The sequence below is a fragment of the Methylocapsa sp. D3K7 genome, from assembly GCF_029855125.1.
In the GTDB taxonomy this organism is placed as follows: Bacteria; Pseudomonadota; Alphaproteobacteria; order Rhizobiales; family Beijerinckiaceae; genus Methylocapsa.
The window spans coordinates 3,317,170-3,333,868 of record NZ_CP123229.1 but is presented as its reverse complement, the minus strand read 5'-3'; the positions used below and the strand labels follow the sequence as shown (position 1 = coordinate 3,333,868).

General features: G+C 55.9%; 13 protein-coding genes. 8 read left to right on the top strand and 5 right to left on the bottom strand.

The genetic code is table 11. The features are described from left to right. The first annotated feature begins 428 nt into the window (after nucleotides 1-428). The 4 genes from QEV83_RS15745 to QEV83_RS15730 all read left to right on the top strand — a co-directional run bounded on the left by QEV83_RS15745 (nucleotide 429) and on the right by QEV83_RS15730 (nucleotide 4,563). The gene (locus QEV83_RS15745; RefSeq protein ID WP_280128629.1) at nucleotides 429-1,397 is read left to right on the top strand and encodes an NAD-dependent epimerase/dehydratase family protein; all 969 of its coding nucleotides are present in this window, start codon (nucleotides 429-431) and stop codon (nucleotides 1,395-1,397) included. Nucleotides 1,398-1,570: 173 nt separating this feature from the next. Beyond that, nucleotides 1,571-2,548: a GDP-L-fucose synthase gene (locus tag QEV83_RS15740; protein ID WP_280128628.1), complete on the top strand. Its 978-nt coding sequence runs from the start codon at nucleotides 1,571-1,573 to the stop codon at nucleotides 2,546-2,548. Nucleotides 2,549-2,620: 72 nt separating this feature from the next. Continuing rightward, nucleotides 2,621-3,904, top strand: a complete 1,284-nt coding sequence (locus QEV83_RS15735) for a hypothetical protein (protein WP_280128627.1) — start codon at nucleotides 2,621-2,623, stop codon at nucleotides 3,902-3,904. A 143-nt stretch (nucleotides 3,905-4,047) separates the two neighbouring features. Next, nucleotides 4,048-4,563 (top strand): hypothetical protein, encoded by a 516-nt coding sequence (locus QEV83_RS15730; protein ID WP_280128626.1) that lies wholly within the window; start codon nucleotides 4,048-4,050, stop codon nucleotides 4,561-4,563. A gap of 12 nt (nucleotides 4,564-4,575) precedes the next feature. Here QEV83_RS15730 and QEV83_RS15725 read toward each other — a convergent pair whose 3' ends face one another. Beyond that, nucleotides 4,576-6,942: an MMPL family transporter gene (locus tag QEV83_RS15725; protein ID WP_280128625.1), complete on the bottom strand. Its 2,367-nt coding sequence runs from the start codon at nucleotides 6,940-6,942 to the stop codon at nucleotides 4,576-4,578. Between the two features lie 327 nt (nucleotides 6,943-7,269). Next, nucleotides 7,270-7,875, bottom strand: coding sequence for a TetR family transcriptional regulator (locus QEV83_RS15720; protein WP_280128624.1), 606 nt, complete (start codon nucleotides 7,873-7,875; stop codon nucleotides 7,270-7,272). A gap of 511 nt (nucleotides 7,876-8,386) precedes the next feature. On the opposite strand from QEV83_RS15720, the gene ettA reads away from it, so the two are divergent. Continuing rightward, complete coding sequence (gene ettA, locus QEV83_RS15715; RefSeq protein ID WP_280131104.1) at nucleotides 8,387-10,039, top strand: energy-dependent translational throttle protein EttA; 1,653 nt, start codon at nucleotides 8,387-8,389, stop codon at nucleotides 10,037-10,039. A gap of 7 nt (nucleotides 10,040-10,046) precedes the next feature. On the opposite strand, the gene QEV83_RS15710 is transcribed toward ettA, so the two are convergent. Both QEV83_RS15710 and QEV83_RS15705 read right to left on the bottom strand, forming a co-directional pair. Then, nucleotides 10,047-10,364: a hypothetical protein gene (locus tag QEV83_RS15710; protein ID WP_280128623.1), complete on the bottom strand. Its 318-nt coding sequence runs from the start codon at nucleotides 10,362-10,364 to the stop codon at nucleotides 10,047-10,049. A gap of 43 nt (nucleotides 10,365-10,407) precedes the next feature. After that, nucleotides 10,408-12,969, bottom strand: coding sequence for a type ISP restriction/modification enzyme (locus tag QEV83_RS15705; RefSeq protein WP_280128622.1), 2,562 nt, complete (start codon nucleotides 12,967-12,969; stop codon nucleotides 10,408-10,410). Here QEV83_RS15705 and QEV83_RS15700 point away from each other — a divergent pair, their 5' ends adjacent. From QEV83_RS15700 to QEV83_RS15690, 3 genes are all read left to right on the top strand, one after another. Then, complete coding sequence (locus QEV83_RS15700; RefSeq protein ID WP_280128621.1) at nucleotides 12,970-13,194, top strand: hypothetical protein; 225 nt, start codon at nucleotides 12,970-12,972, stop codon at nucleotides 13,192-13,194. It begins immediately after the preceding gene. A 703-nt stretch (nucleotides 13,195-13,897) separates the two neighbouring features. Further along, nucleotides 13,898-14,833 (top strand): IS1595 family transposase, encoded by a 936-nt coding sequence (locus QEV83_RS15695; RefSeq protein WP_280128620.1) that lies wholly within the window; start codon nucleotides 13,898-13,900, stop codon nucleotides 14,831-14,833. Between the two features lie 134 nt (nucleotides 14,834-14,967). Beyond that, on the top strand, nucleotides 14,968-15,684 hold the full coding sequence (locus QEV83_RS15690) for a hypothetical protein (protein ID WP_280128619.1): 717 nt from the start codon (nucleotides 14,968-14,970) through the stop codon (nucleotides 15,682-15,684). A gap of 134 nt (nucleotides 15,685-15,818) precedes the next feature. Here the strand turns inward: QEV83_RS15690 and QEV83_RS15685 are convergent, their stop codons facing one another. Next, nucleotides 15,819-16,691 (bottom strand): hypothetical protein, encoded by an 873-nt coding sequence (locus QEV83_RS15685; protein ID WP_280128618.1) that lies wholly within the window; start codon nucleotides 16,689-16,691, stop codon nucleotides 15,819-15,821. Between the last annotated feature and the right edge of the window lie 8 nt (nucleotides 16,692-16,699).

Genomic DNA, 16,699 nt, shown 5'->3' with positions numbered 1-16,699 from the left:
TCGCCATCCCGGTCTCCAGCATGCGCCCGCGCGGTCTTGACGCAGTCCTGCGGCGAGGCACAAACATTGCATTTGTGCTATTGTTGGAATGTTATTGTAAATATTCCATATTTGGCGGCGCGGAGGCCAAAGTTTGAGGTTGATGTGGCGCATGGATTCAACAAAGCGGTCTTGGTTGCTGGGGGCACGAACTGGGCCTCCGGGGAAGTTGTTCCGGCAGTGAGAAGCGTGACGCTGTTCAACCCATGTTCCCTTGATCCGGCCTGCGGAGTTCCGCGCGATTTCGATTGCCGCAATGTTGGGTCTTGCGCAAATTATCTAGATCTGAATTGCTTCACTCATATTGATGTTCGAATTTGGAAACGTGCCATGAAGATGGACGTTCGCGTGGTTCCGCGCATCGCTTCAACATAACGACGGAGGTAAAATTGAAAGCTGCTCTTGTGCTTGGAGCCGGTGGCTTCATTGGGGGTCATCTGGTGCGCCGCCTGAAGAACGAAGGCTTCTGGGTCCGGGGTGTCGATCTTAAATTCAATGAATTCTCGGAAACCGCGGCCGATGATTTTGTGATCGGCGATCTGCGGGATGCGGGCTTCTGCCGGCAAATTATCGACCGGCGTTTTGATGAAGTTTATCAGCTCGCAGCGGACATGGGCGGCGCCGGGTACATCTTCACGGGCGAGAACGACGCCGACATCATGCACAATTCGTCCACCGTGAATCTCAATGTGCTGGATGCGTGCCATAAACGAAATATCAAGCGCATTTTTTATTCGTCCTCCGCCTGCATGTATCCAGCTTACAATCAGGAAGATCCCGACAATCCGAACTGCGCCGAGGAAAGCGCCTATCCTGCCGCGCCGGACAGCGAATATGGCTGGGAGAAGCTATTTAGCGAGCGGCTGTATCTTGCGTATCAGCGGAATTTTGGCATTCAAGTCCGCATCGCCCGCTATCACAATATCTTCGGACCGGAAGGGACTTGGACGGGCGGCAAGGAAAAAGCGCCGGCGGCCATCTGCCGTAAGGTTGCCTCTGCCCGCAATGGCGGCTCTATCGAGATGTGGGGGGACGGTCTGCAGACCCGTTCGTTTTTATACATCGACGAGTGCCTCGAAGGCACGACCCGCCTGATGCGCTCGGGCTTCACCGGCCCGGTCAACATCGGTTCTGAAGAGATGGTGACAATCAATGAGCTCGCCCGCGTCGTTATGGACATTTCTGGCAAACAGCTGGATGTTGAACATAAGCCTGGGCCAACGGGCGTCCGGGGGCGGAATTCAAACAACCGCTTGATCAAGGACCGGCTGGGCTGGGCTCCGGCGCAGCCTCTGCGCACGGGTTTGGAATACACTTATGCCTGGATTGAAAGGCAGGTCCTTCGCAACGCAGCTTGAGGCTGATTCGGCAGCGTTTCTCGCGTAAGCCGGACGCAGCGTTAGCCTTCTCTTACGAGTAAAGGGTGACCCGGGGTTGAAGCTTTGCGAGGCGCGTTTGCAGCTACGAAAATAACCGGCAAATCCCGGTGCAATCGTGACAAAAATACGCGGCCGAACCCGAAGAATATTTTATGGGAAATTTCGCGGTCCATGCAACTGCCAAACGGAAGATCTGGGTCGCCGGCCATCGCGGAATGGTTGGATCGGCGATCCTGCGCCGCCTCGCAGAGGTTGACGCCGAACTTCTTACAGTGGACCGCCGGGATGTCGATCTGCGCGAGCAAGACACCGTCCGGCAATGGGTGGCATGGGCCAAACCGGATGTCATTATCCTCGCCGCGGCCAAGGTTGGCGGAATCCTCGCCAATGACTCCTGTCCCGCGGATTTCCTCTTCGATAACCTCGCGATTGAAACAAATGTCATTCAAGCCGCCCATCTCGCCGGTGTCGAGCGGTTAATCTTTCTTGCATCCTCCTGCATCTACCCAAAATTCGCGGCGCAACCGATCAAGGAAGACGCCCTGTTGACCGGACCGCTTGAGCCAACCAACGAATGGTACGCAATCGCGAAAATCGCCGGCATCAAAATGTGCCAAGCGCTCGCGCGCCAGTATGGCCGCAGCTACATCAGCGTCATTCCCTGCAATCTCTATGGCCAGAACGACAATTTCGATCTTTCAACCAGCCATGTCTTACCCGCCCTCATCCGCAAATTCCATGCGGCCAAGGCGGCTGGCGACGCCGAGGTTGTCATCTGGGGCACCGGTACACCTTTGCGGGAGTTTCTTCATGCCAATGACCTGGCGGACGCCGTGGTATTTTTGATGGATCACTATGTCGTGAGCGAACCGATCAATTGTGGCGCCGGCTTCGACGTCAGCATCCGCGAACTTGCGGAGATGGTGGGACGGGCGGCGGAGTTCGGCGGAAAACTTATATTCGATCGCAGCAAGCCGGATGGCGCGCCCCGCAAGATGATGGATTCAAGCCGATTGGCGGCGCTCGGCTGGCGACCAAAAACAGGCCTCGAGGAGGGCATCCGGGAAGTTTACCGGTGGTACGCGGAGACGGAATCCCGCAAAGCCCCCAGTCTCCCAGCAGCCACGTGACTTGCGGGGAAATCTCCTGTATCACCGCGATCATTAAGCCCGTTTCAATTCCTCCCAGAACATTATAAATCCATGCCCTTCGCCCTAGCCATCCTTCTTGGACTCCTCGCACTTTGCCCCGCGATCGTAACGGTGGGCGGACCGGTTATTCCTTATTTCATTCCGCTGTTGCTCGCTGCCGGCCTGATTCTCGTCTCCCTCAAATTGGCACCCGGCGAGGCCGAGCACATGTCCACGGTCATATCGCGGCCCTTTGTTTTGGCTGCGGCTTTCCCCGCTGTTTTGATGATCGTGCAGATCTTGCCGTTGTCCTTTTTGGCAAATCCCGTATGGACGAGCGTGAACCCCGGTTTCACCCGCGGCGTCTTTGGCAGCATTAGCGTCGACATTGGAGCAACTGCGGTGGCCCTTGTGAGCTATCTGTCGGCGGTCGGCATGGTCGCGCTGGCGGCGGCGGTCGCGATCAATCGCGACCGTGCCGAATCGCTGCTGATTGGCGCGACGGCGGTTACCGTCTTCATCTCCGTCGCCTCCCTTTTGCGAGATCTTTTCGGGCTCAATGTTCTCGCGATGCGCGATGAAGCGCGCGACTGCGCCTGTCTTGGTGTAACCCTGACGGCCGCTTGCGCCATGCTTGTTTTTGAGCGACACGAGACTCGCCGCTCCGGAACAAGCAAAACTCGAAAGAAATTTCCAGTTGCAATGGCCGCATGCTTGATCGCCTTTGTGATTTGCGCGGCCGCCGTCTGGGCGACACGGGCGGGGTCACTGGCTTTCGCAGCGGGCTCTGGTTTTCTCACCTTCATCGCCATCGTGGCGATCCGCCGTTGGGCACTCGGACGGTTGGGCGCCGCCGCGATCGGCGTCACCGCGGCGGTTATCGCAACAGCTTTGATGGGAGTCGCGGCAGGCGATCCCGACCCACGATTCGCTTTCGTCAAAAAAGATCCGGTGGCGATCGAACTCACCCAGCGCATCCTGAACGATGCCCCGTTCTTTGGGGATGGGGCCGGCACATTCCCCGCACTGTTACCTGTATACCAAACAGTGAACGCCGGTTCGCGGGATGCCGTGACCGCAGCGGCAAAGCTTTCGATCGAGATGGGAAAAGCCATGCTCTGGGCAGCTGTCCTAGCGGCGTCATTTGCGGTGTTTATCTTGCTCCGCGGCGCGGCGCGGCGCGGCCGGGACTCGTTCTATTCGGCAGCGGCGGGAGCTTGCCTCGTCACACTCATGAATCTTGCCTTCATCAGTGTTGGCATTTTCGGCCCTGCGATGGTTTTGTTGTCGGCTGCAATCTTCGGGCTGGGGCTTATCCAGTCGAAGGGCCGGGCGGGCAACTTAGGGCAGGGCTAAAATCAGGCGCAGTATAATTGCCACGGATCTTGCAACCAGTCCCGGCAAACTGGCGTTTAGTTTGCAAAACTGTTAGCATAAAAGAAGTGAATTGACGTTATATCAATGCTGATGATTCTTATCTGACATTAGGATCAAGGATTATGGCCTCATTTTTTTCGACACTCATTGTTCGCCGGCTCAAAGGTGCGGTTGCGGCCTGCACGATTTTGTGCCTCTCTCCACAGATCCATGCCGAACCAGGAGCCGAAAATCCATTCGTTGGATTATCCGGGCATTGGTCCGGTTCGGGAACAGTCACCCTGACAAGCGGCGCTGCCGAACGCATTCGCTGCAGGGCAACGTATGCGGTTAACGCGACCGGCAAAGCGATTCAACAGACTCTTCGCTGCGCAAGCGACAGCTACCGGCTGGAAATCACCAGCAATGTTCAGTCGGAAGCGGGCCTACTTTCCGGTTCATGGAGCGAGGCGACGCGAGGCATGTCCGGGAGCTTATCCGGCCGTGTCAGAAGTTCGGATATCGCGGTGAATGTAACGGGAGCCGGCTTCGCGGCGCATCTCGATGTCCGGACCCACGGCGACAAGCAATCGGTGACGATCAGGCCGCAAGGCGACAGCGATATCTCGGCTGTATCGATCGCTTTGCGCAAGGGATAAGGGCGTCGGGGCCTAGTTTCCAGGCATCCTTTGACTTTTGCGCCAAGCCAACGCGCGGCGCGAGAGCCGGCGCAGAACCGTGGCTGTCGGCCTCAGAATGAAGAGGTCGGCGGTCAGCGCCGCTAACATTGAGAATGCGCTCAGCCAGCCAAACAGCCGCAGCGACGGCAAGCTGGAAAACACCGTGACTGCCAAGCCGCAGGCAAGCACCACCGATGTCAGAATCAGCGCGGGGCCGACGAGAACGGTCGCACGCTCGACGGCAACGCCTGGATCTTGGGTTGGATCGTCCTCCAGCCGCAACCGGTTGAGAAAATGGATCGTCGCGCTGAGGCCCAGTCCGAACGAGACGATCAAGGCAACGACGCTGGCGAACTGCAGGCCTTGCCCCGTTGCCCGCAGCAATGCCCCCGAGGCAACGACCGGAAAAATACCGGGCAAGATCGCGGCCAAAAAGACGACCACAGAGCGGAATGCCGCACCAATAAAGATTGCGACGAAGGCGAACTCAACCGTCAAGCCGCGATTCAATTTTTCGATCATAATGGCGCTGTTGCGTGCCGCGATCACTGAAAGACCCGTCACGGAAATTTGGTATCCTGGATGTTGCGCACGGACTGCCGTCAGCGATTTGTCCAGCGTCTCGACGATGGGAAGGAGCTGGCTGGCGTCGGAGTCCGGGATGCGGCCCGAGACGACAACGGCATCCTGGCCAGCCGAAATGAACCGCCGTGTCAAATATTCCGGCAGTATGGCGACATAGCTCTTTAAGGTAGCGCTGCCGGGTTTGTCGGCCTGGACCAGCCACCGCCGCAAGCTTTCGAGAGACCAGACATTGCCGACGCCCGCTTGTTTCTCGATAAGGGAATGGACCTCCGCGATCACACTGAGCGTTTCCGGTGAGTAAAGCGATGCCCCCTTTGGAAACTCGATGAGTACGTCGATCGGATTGGCGCCGGTGAGTTTGGCATCAAGACGATGGCTCGCGGCGACTGCCTGCTGCCGGTCCGGCACCTGATCGGCAAGCCGGTATCGCGGCTCGATATGGGCATAGAAGAACGCAAGCCCGGCGACCACCAGCAGACCCGCTAGGCTGTAAAGGGCCGGTCGGTGAATCATGCGGGCGGCAATGAAGCCGCAAAATCGGCGCAAGGCGTCAACCCCAAGATCCGAGCCGGCGACCGTGGACGCGAAGTCTGTTTCCTTCCGCAACAGCAGGACCCCAAGCAGCGGCATTAGGATCAGCACGGCGGCGAGCGCGATGATGGTCGCAATCACTCCCGCTTCGCCAAAACTCCGAATCAGCTCCGATTCAGAAAAAAGCAACGCCGTGAAGGATACGGCGGCTGTCGCATGGGTCAAAACACAGGCCGGGCCGACGACCAAAAGCGCGCCTTTCAAAGCCTTGTATTTGTCCTGCCCAGCCAGCAGGCGGTCCCGCGCCGCGAAGGTAAGCTGCATACTGTCGGAAAAACTGATCACCATGATGAGCGGCGTCATCACATTGAGGAACATGTTCAGGCGGAAATCGAGCCATCCCAGGGTTCCGAGGGCGAACACTATGGCGATCAAAGGCGGTCCTGCCGCGATGATCATGAAGGAAACGCGGCGGAAAAAGAGAATCGCAATAAGGCAGCCGGCGGTGAAGCCTGCGATGTTGTAGATCAGCCGGTCACGCTCGACCGCGGTGCGTATCTCGAGCTGCATGACGGGAACGCCGGACAGTTCCGCGTTGAGACCGAGCCCAGCGAGATCCTCGCGCATGGTTTTGCGGATCTCCCCGATTGTCGTGCCGAGCTTGGTACTCTGAACGATGGCAGGATCGAGTGCGACAACGGCCAAGGTGAGTTGGCCATCTTCCGACAAAAGCTTGCCACGGATGATCTCATTGGCCATTACGCGATGGATAAGGGACTGGTAATCTTGCCCTTCAGGCAGCGGATCAGGAAAAAGAGGTGCCGGAATTTCGTTAGTGCGCGGCGCCTGGCGCGCCGAGAAAATTGAAATCAGGCCGCGCGTGCCATCGATCAGTTGCAAGTCCGTGATGAGGTCGCGGAGCTTTTCAACCGATTCACGGTCGAGCAGCCTTTTGCCTTCGATAACCACCAGCACGTCGAACTCACTCGACGGAAATTGCCGGGTCACTTCCTCATATTGCTTGAATTCCGGTGTATCGGAACGGAACAATTGGCTGAGCGAATCATCGACCTTCAGCCGGGTGACACCGAAACCCGCCGCAATCGCGAGAATGACCGCCACAATTGCGACAACACGGGGAAAATACAAAGATACGAGGCCAATCCGCTCGAGACCGAGTGCCAGATCGTGCAGCCGTTTTTTGGCACCCCTTCCGGCCAGCCCAGCATCTTCAATCGCCAATTCTTCCTCCGGAATGCCGCCGATTCGCGATCCCCTTATAGCGGCTCCGGACCCTATAAAATTATGTCATATACGGAAATCCCTCAAAAAATCCCAGCATTAGGCATCTCGGAACGAAAGCCTGCGATGAGCTTTTTGACAGGGCGGGTTATGGATTGCAGCATAGCTGGCCAGCCTGAGCGGTCGGCGCACGTTTTTGCTGAGGTAATGGGGAAAAAGTTAACCCTTGGCGTGGCTGGTCAGGCGATCGGCAAGGTTTCAAGCCACTAACGCCGTGGGGCACGGGGCCGGGACAACCCGCGGAGAGAGGCCCCCGCGGGCTTGAGTTCAAGCGGTCGGCCTAGCCAGCGCTGCGAGGCAAAAGCCGATCATTTGGTCGAGGGTCGGCTCTGGCTCCTGTTCATATTCGACGATCAGCCGCGGATGACAAAATCTTATGCAGGCGGTGTTGACGAGCCGCGAGGCCAGCGCGGCGTCTCCTTTCGGAAACTCGTTCGAGGCCATGCCGCTCGCGATGATCTGCTCCAAGATCGCCGCCATGCGTTCCGCGTGCCGCCGCATGATGGCCCAGTTCTCGGTGATCGCCGCATCAATCAAATCATGCAGCTTCCGGTCGTACATAAACAGTTTGCGATGGGTTTTTTCCACGGAGCTGAACAGATTGCGGATTTTCTGAGCGGCGCCGCCGCGCGACGCGGCAATTTTTTCCGCCTCGGCCTCGATCTTGCTGAGGAGGTCCATGCAGACGGCCTCGTTGATCTCCGACTTCGCCGTGAAAAAACGATAGACATTCGCCGGCGACATATGCAGTTCGCGCGCGATATCCGCGACCGTCGTTTTCTGAAACCCGATTTGACGGAACAAACGTTCCGCGACCTCGACAATCAGCTTATGAGTGTCTTTCTCCTTGGATTCTCTTTCCGTCCGCATCATCTGACCATCCTGCCGAACATCACCTGGACTATTGTCAGGACGCGGGGCTTGCGCTTCCCCCAAATGAGTTTTGGGGGCACTACCGGTTTGTTTAATTTCACCTAAAGTGCTCATGTTTCTCGGATCCATCCTTAGCATCGGCGCAATATGCCCGGCGCCAAAGCCTCTCGCTTCCCCCATATGGGTTCAAACATCAGCCGCCGCACGAATAACGATTGCTCCTCACCATCAGACCTTTGTGATAAATGATGGGCTGAAGGACTGCGCAAGATGTCACATGCGTCATTTTGATACAGCGGCAGCGGGGCCTGGCGGCTCGCTATTGTAGCGTTACAGCTTAAAAACGGGAGCCTGCGAATCAGCCGAAATAGATTCGTCGCCTGCCCCGCTGTACCAAGGTCGCGAGTTTTTTGTCATTGCGATGAGCTTTCCACGAGCGGCCTGGACCGCCCTGCCCCGCGCAGGTAAACCCTCCCCAGCCTATCTTCTCAACGAAAGACCAAGGTTCTTCATGGCGCGGCAGTTCATCTATCATATGCAAGGTCTGACCAAGACCTACCCCGGCGGCAAAAAGGTTCTCGAGAACGTCAATCTGTCGTTCTATCCGGATGCCAAAATTGGCGTGCTCGGCATCAATGGCTCCGGCAAATCGACGCTTTTGCGGATCATGGCCGGGCTCGACAAGGAGTTTACCGGCGAAGGCTTCGTCGCCGAGGGCGCCAAGGTCGGCTATCTGCCGCAGGAGCCGGTGCTCGACGAGAAGCTCGACGTGCGCGGCAATGTGATGCTCGGCGTCTCCAAGAAGCAAGCAATCCTCGACCGCTACAACGACCTTGCGATGAATTATTCGGAGGAGACCGCCGATGAAATGACCACGCTGCAAGACGAGATCGAGGCCAAGGGCCTTTGGGATCTCGATGCGCAGGTCGATCAGGCGATGGAGGCACTCGGTTGCCCGCCCGACGGCGCCGCGGTCGGTAAACTCTCAGGCGGCGAGCGCCGCCGCGTCGCCCTCTGCCGCTTGCTGCTGGAGCAGCCGGAGCTTTTGCTGCTCGACGAGCCGACCAACCATCTCGACGCCGAAACCGTCAACTGGCTTGAGGGACACCTGCGCGCTTATCCCGGCGCCATCCTGATCGTCACCCATGACCGCTATTTTCTCGACAATGTCACGGGCTGGATTCTCGAACTCGATCGCGGCCGCGGGATCCCCTATGAAGGCAATTATTCCGCTTGGCTAAAGCAAAAGCAGAAGCGTCTCACGCAGGAAGGCCGCGAGGAGGAGGCGCGCATGCGGCAGCTCGAGGCCGAATCCGAATGGATTGCATCGAGCCCCAAGGCTCGCCAAGCGAAATCCAAGGCCCGCATCCAGCGCTACGAGGATCTTGTCGCCAAACAGAACGACAAAGCCCCCACCGCGTCGCAGATCGTCATCCCGGTCGCCGAGAGGCTTGGCAATAACGTCATCGAATTTTCCCATCTCTCGAAAGGTTTTGGCGACAAGCTGCTCATCGACGATCTGTCGTTCAAACTGCCGCCCGGCGGCATCGTCGGCGTGATCGGTCCCAACGGCGCCGGCAAGACCACGCTCTTCCGCATGATCACCAAGCAGGAAAAGCCGGATTCCGGGACGATCCAAATCGGCGAATCCGTCAAGCTCGGCTATGTCGATCAGTCACGCGACGCGCTCGATGGCAAAAAAAATGTCTGGGAGGAGATCTCGGGCGGCCATGAGCTGATCACGCTCGGCAAGCGCGAGGTCAATTCGCGCGCTTACACCTCCGCCTTCAATTTCAAGGGCGCCGATCAGCAAAAGAAAGTCGGCCAGCTTTCGGGCGGCGAGCGCAACCGCGTGCATCTCGCCAAAATGCTGAAATCCGGCGCCAATGTTCTGCTGCTCGACGAACCGACCAACGATCTCGATGTCGATACGCTCCGCGCCCTCGAAGAAGCCTTGACCGATTTTGCCGGCTGCGCGGTGATCATCTCGCATGACCGCTTCTTTTTGGATCGCATCGCGACCCATATGCTCGCCTTCGAGGACGACAGCCACATCGAATGGTTCGAAGGAAATTTCGCTGACTACGAGGAAGACAAAAAGCGCCGCCTCGGCATCGACAGCATCATCCCGCACCGGCTGAAATATAAGAAATTTTCGAGGTGAGGGACGCTCAGGCTGTCTCTAGCCGCGCCATTTCCGCCTCGAACTCGAAGCGCAATTGGGCGGCTTCATCCTCGGGCAGAAAGAGCGTCATCTGCGGGAAAATCGTGCGATAGAGCGAAACGCGCGCGGGCTCCAAGGGGGACGTTTGCGCCGCCCGCGCCTCGGCGAGAATTTTGTGCAATCTCGCGCGTACCTTGTCGGAATCGGGCCGATAGGCGGGAACGGCCTCCGCGCCGAACAGGTCGGACGGCGTTTCCCTTGCAAAGAGGTCGGTTTGACGGCCGCGAGCCATGAGTTCACCGCGCTCGGAGAGATGAATCAACATGATAATGCCCCAAGGCGCCGGCCGATGCGAGCCGGGTTTTGAGTTATCCCCGATCAGGAAAGGCGGCGAGATAAGCTTCGTCGATCCTCGCCATCTGCTCAATAGTGAAGACGAGGCTGTCGGCGATAGCGGACACATGATTGATTTCGTCAAGCGAGAGCGTGCGGCCCCTGCGCGACTTCAGATATTTGTCGAGCACCTGATAACCGCCGATGTGGAAATCCCACACGGCTTGTGGCACCGGCTTGAAAAACTGGGTCTTGTTGATCGCGATCGCCTGTTGCTCTGGCGAATAGCGCACGGCTTCGACCGTGTGGCCGCCCTTGCCATGATAGGAGGCCAATCCTCGTCGCGGAGAATCGCGCAACAGATGCGCTTGCACCAGCGCCCAACCTAAAACCGACAAGGTTTCGAAATCGTCGGCCGATTCGGGAAATGGCACGCGCGGAAAGTCATTGCGCAGGAACTCAACGTATTTGGTGCGGTATGTCGGCGCGTGGAGAATGGCGTAGATGTAGCCGAACAATTCCTCTGGCGAGAAATGGAGTTCATATTTTTCATCGAGCCATTTGCGGAAGGCAGGCGCGATGTTTTCGATGCGGGATTTGCCGACGAGAGATTCGGTGATTCTGGAGAGATCTGCTTTCGCGCGGCGCGAGCCTTCCGGCGGATGATAGAGGTACAGCGGGAACAGGTAACCCCGTTCTTTTGTACGGTTAGAAATAACGCAATCATCTGCGGCACAACCGGCTGCAAATACATGCTCCCAATGCCCTGAAGCAATTTGTCGGCATGTAAGGAGACCAATATTATTGTGCATCATATGGTGCATAACGCGTTCGCGCCTATGCACAGCAACGTGAGAGTTCCAAATCGTCCAACGCTTATCAAACGGCCGGTATGTGATCGTAGCCGTTAATTTGGGTAAATTCAGAACAGCAAGCGCTGCTTTCGCCTGTTGGTAGTCCCACTGGCCTTGCGAGCAAAGCCGGAACAGCCTGCGAGCCTCGCTCTCATCATTTGTGGATAAAAGAGCCTGGACTTTCGAGATAGATTCGTTTGGCGAGAAAGAAATCGCAAATTGATCGTGGGTTGTGACCAGGCAAGGTGCCGGATCCCCGTTTAGCGCAAAAATTTGCGGTACCGACCAAAGCATCTGGTACTTGGTCGCGAGGGCATTATCCTGCGGGACAAACAGAAAGTCTGGCGCGGCAGGTTGAAAAAATTGCCACTCGACGTCGTCCTTAGTTGATTCCGCCACAGTCTCATATTTGGATAATCTGCTCCCCCACAGGTCGGCATGGGAAATGCCGAGCTCCAGCCCTTTCTTTTTTACAAATAGACTGATCGCGACGCCTTGCTCGATATCGAAAACATTCTTGTCATCACCGCCATCTGGCGCGCGCTCTTTCTTTTTTGCGTTGCCATGCAAATCGAGGACATAAATCTGATTAAATGAATTCATCAGCGACTTGCGCATACCGCGAAAAGTCGGGTTATCGAGCCATGAATGGTTAGTGATAATGCCGACGACACCTTCTTCGACACCTTCGACATGGACTTCGCGTAATTGGCCATTTTTATCTTCAACCTTGAATATTCCACCGTCCATTTTCATTTGCGCGAAGCGAATGAATTTCACGTAATCGTCCTGTAGCCACTTTCCTTGTCCGGGCTTCGATAGCTCTGGAAAGCCCTTCCTGTATTCCTCAATCGATGCCGTTATCCACGCCCCCTTGTTCTTGGAATGACCGGAATAAGGAGGGTTCCCGGTAATAACCAGAATGGGCTTTTCCTTGACGCGTTGTGCATTTGCAGATTCCTCTGAAAGCGCGGGTAGGAGCAAATTTCTCTGCGCCTCCATTGGCTCAAGCGTGTTGGTCAGAAATACCTGCAACCGCTCACCATCCGCCAAGGCATGGCCCTTGTCGGCGAGATATTGCGAGAGTTTTAGATGTGCGATCGTGTAAGGCGCGATGAGATATTCGAAGCCGAACACGTTCTTCAGCATATGCTCACGCACGACGAGGCCCGCTTTGGCTGAATCCGCGCCGCCAATATTTTCAAAAATGCGTTCGAGCACTTCGAGAATGAACGTGCCGGTACCGCAGGCGAAATCGAGCACGGTGACACGCTTGTGGTCCGCGAGGCCTTGCGCGATGCCGAAGGTGTCTTTCAAAATGTCGTCAACCGCGCGCACGATGAAATTCACGATGGGAGGCGGCGTGTAATAGACACCGCGCGCCTTTTTCATTTTCGCATCATATTTTGCGAGGAAATCCTCGTAGAAGTAGATGAATGGATCACGCTCGAAGAGCCGATGCTCTTCCTCGTCTTGCGCCCTCACCTTGCGGCTGATCGCCTTGCGGTGCTTGAACGAGAGGTCTTCACGGATCGCGTGCAGGTCTAGCCCGTTCACGATGGACAGGAGTTCCTCGACCACCCAGCGAATTTCGGTGTACTCCGGCGCGCTAAGATCGTCGAGAAATTGCACCAGCTCGCGGATGAGGCGGAACGAACCCGGCACGAACTGGCGGGCATTGACGAGCGTGATCACTTCGCCGTTGGAATTGAGCTTCGCGAGAAAAAGTCCATAGGCGAGCATTTGCGCGAAGGCGTCGGCAAACTCGCCAAGCGCGAGTTCATGAAAAACCTGATCGCGGAAAATCTGATAGAGGCCATAAAGGCGCCCTTCCCGGTGCTCCTTTTCCTGGCGCCGCAATTCAAGGTCGAGAAAGTCGCGCAGAAACTGGCTGCGCGTGGCGAGGGCCAACGCAAGCTGCTGCGCGCGTCCGATGCCTTCCGGCGCGATGGAGAAGAAGCCGCGTAACAAGTCGGGAACCGCCTTGACGCGCTCCTCGCGCGGCTTTTTTGGCCTGCCTTCGAGATCGTCCTGGAAGGCGATGATGTCGCGGGCGTTGACCTTTCCGTCCTTGATCCAGATGAACTGCAGGTAATCCGTCAGAAGGATGTTTTTCGACAGCGCTTTGTAGCGCTTGATCTGATCCGACTTGAGAATTTGATCAAGGTTTTCGCCGACGGTCTTGTTCTCGACATAGCCGAGGATCATCGCCGCCTTCATCACCTTGAAATCAGGCGCACCAGAGCCGTGCACCTTTTTCGCCTCGTGAATAATTCGGATGCCCGAGTCGGCCGCATGAGCCGCCGCGTTCAAGAGGGTTAAAAGCGCGCCGCGATCCGAGTGCTCGGTTTTGTCGTCGCGGTCTTGGCGCAGGAGGCGCAAATAACTCTCAAAAAAGTCTTTCATGGAAAAAGTCCCGCCCCGCGAATCACGGGATCCCTAACTTAATCCTATAAATTATCTTGAGGAATAGCGGAGAGGCTTCCGCGTAGAGGATCGCCACAAACCCGCACAAAAGACCAAATTTCCGTGGAATCCGACTCGCGTAAAGCCCGTCAGAGGTATGAGGCCTTGCACCGTTTTTTCTCCCTAATCGTACCAAAACGTTTGGCGATTATGCACTTGACTGAACAAAGCTCTTGTGACAGAGTTAGCGTCATAGGAGCTGACCATGTGCGATCTTACCAATCCAGCTTTCACTGACGAAGACAAAGCCCGCGAAGTGATAGAGGCTTCCCGCTGGCCGAATGGCGCGACTTGCCCTCATTGCGGCCTGTCTGAGACGGTTAGCAAACTTGGCGGCAAGTCCATGGGGCCGGGTTGGTATCACTGCCGCCAATGCCGCGAGAAGTTCACCGTTCGCACCGGAACCCTTTACGAGCGTTCGCACATTCCGTTGCACAAATGGCTTTTGGCCACGCATCTTTTGACTTCCAGCAAAAAGGGCATGAGCGCGCATCAATTGTTCCGCATGATGGGCTTTGGCTCCTACAAAACAGCATGGTTTATGGCAATGCGCATCCGCGAAGGTATGCGCGCTGGCGGTCTTGCGCCTATGGGCGGCGCTGGCGGCATTGTGGAGGCTGACGAAACCTTTATCGGAAAGAAAGAAGGCTCTACAAAACGTCGCGGCCATGGGCACAAAAACGCGGTGCTGTCTCTTGTCGAGCGTGGCGGGCAAGTTCGCTCCTTTCATGTCGATGGAACCAGCGCCGCCGATGTCATGCCGATCATCCGCAAGAATGTAGCACGCGAAACTGCAATGATGACCGACGAAGGCGGTCACTATAGCCGCCTTGGCTCTGACTTCGCGAGCCATGAAACTGTCCAGCATAAAGCTGATGAATATGTGCGCTACGAGAGCGATCGCATCATCAGCACGAACACCGTTGAAGGCTATTTCAGCGTCTTCAAACGCGGCATGAAAGGCGTTTATCAACACTGCTCAGAGAAGCATTTGCATCGCTATTTAAGCGAATTTGATTTTCGCTACAACAATCGTACAGCTTTAGGCGTCGAGGATGGAGAACGTGCGGCGAAAGCCCTCAAGGGTATCGAGGGCAAGCGTCTCACGTATCGCATACCTCGTGAAGCCACGACCGTTTAAACAGCAGGCCAAATATTTCAATAGATGGCGTCGGAAAATGATGAACAAATGACGGCATCTACCCTTACGATCAATGGCGCCGATGATTCTTGTGCCATTGATCAGAAATTCCGAAAGCCACGACAACTACAATCGTGAGCATCATGAAAATGGAAAAGCCAATGAATAACCAGGAGGGCACCATTTTCGGGTTCTCCGTAGAGGGGCTCTTGAATTGGACGAATGTCCTGTATCTTGCGTCTGTCGCAGCGGCACTGTTTTTCAGTGTAGCACTTTGGAGACTTTCTGCGATTTCGTCGGAGAATAAGGATCGCCAACTTGAACGCTATAAGACCGACGCTCGCGAGCGAATATCGCAAGCCGAAGCTGCGGCACGGCAAGCCCAAGAGGCTTCTTCCTTAGCGAACGAGCGCGCAAAGACTCTCGAACTTGAAACAGAAAAGGCCAAACTCGAAACCGAACGCCTTAAAGCTAAGCTCGCATGGCGGGTACTAACCCAACCACAACATCAGATGCTTTTGGCAAGCTTATCTCAGCGTACTGGCACAGCTACAATTGCCCACGTGGCAAATGACCCAGAATCACTATATCTAGCTATTCAAATCGCAAATATTTTTAGCGAAGCTAAGTGGACAATTGGGTTTCAATCACTAACCCTATCTGGGGCAATTTATTTCGGGATATCTGTTCCTAATTCCAAAAGCGAGGATGCTCCTTTGATTGAATCTGCTTTGCAATCTTCTGGCATTCCATTCGGAAAGAATGCCATTCCGCCGACTGCCATGATGACGGGAAACGGTGGTATTAGCGAAGATAGCGCGGTCCTTTTTGTCGGGACTAAGCCTCAGTAGATATCTTCGGCTGTCCCCGCTTTTTCGGACTGGCTGTCGCTTTGGATTTAGGCTTTCCAAGCGGCTTGTGGGTCTTATGCGGCGTCGTCACAAAGTGACGGATCACCTTCTGGAATTCAGGATCTTTTGTTGGATCAGGTTTTTCGACCATGGCAGATGTTTTCGATAGCCCTCGCGCGACACTCAGACGCGCACATCAACACATCACCGAATTCAAAGCAATCGTTGGAGATTTTCTCAATAGCAAGCCATGGTCCTACGTTATCGATAAAGAGTCTCAACCTGGACAGAATATCCACAAAATTCAGTTCTCGATACAACCCCCAAATACTCTGCCATCCGTCTTGTTCGACGTTGCCATCAATTTGCGATCTGTGTTGGATCAATCGGGTTACGCTGCCGCTCTCGCCAGCGGAAAGACCGCTCCCAAAAGGACCGCTTTCCCGTTTGCAGACGACCTTGCCGGGCTCGATAACAATCTCAAACGACGGAACGTCGCCCAAGATATCCCCTCGGAAATCGTGACGTTGTTTGTCAACTTCAAGCCATACAAAGGAGGAAATGACACCCTTTGGGCCTTGAACAAGCTGTGTAACACCAAGAAACATTGCGCCTTGGTTCCGCTTAACGTTACCAAGGCTGAGGCCAAATTTTCGGCCCGTCTCCCTAACAATTTCGTCGTCGGCACCGGGCTCTCCGGATCGAGCTGGAACCCGGACAAAAAGGAATTGATATTGGCGATCGTTGCCTCTGATCTTAATCCCTACATAAATGGCAGATTCACCTTCGATATAGGCATCGAGGGAATTGAGACTCAGAGCGGCAATCCTGCGACGAGAGTCCTCAACGCCATGGCGAGCGAAGTCGAGCGCGTCTTGGTGGGTGCGGAAGCAGAGTGCCGCCGCCTCGGGTTTATCAAATGATTGGATATTCGCGGGCGCGCCAGCCACATCCGAATCATCGGACGCGACACGCGAATCGCTAGCTTGGCTATCTTGTTCAGTCAAGTGCATAA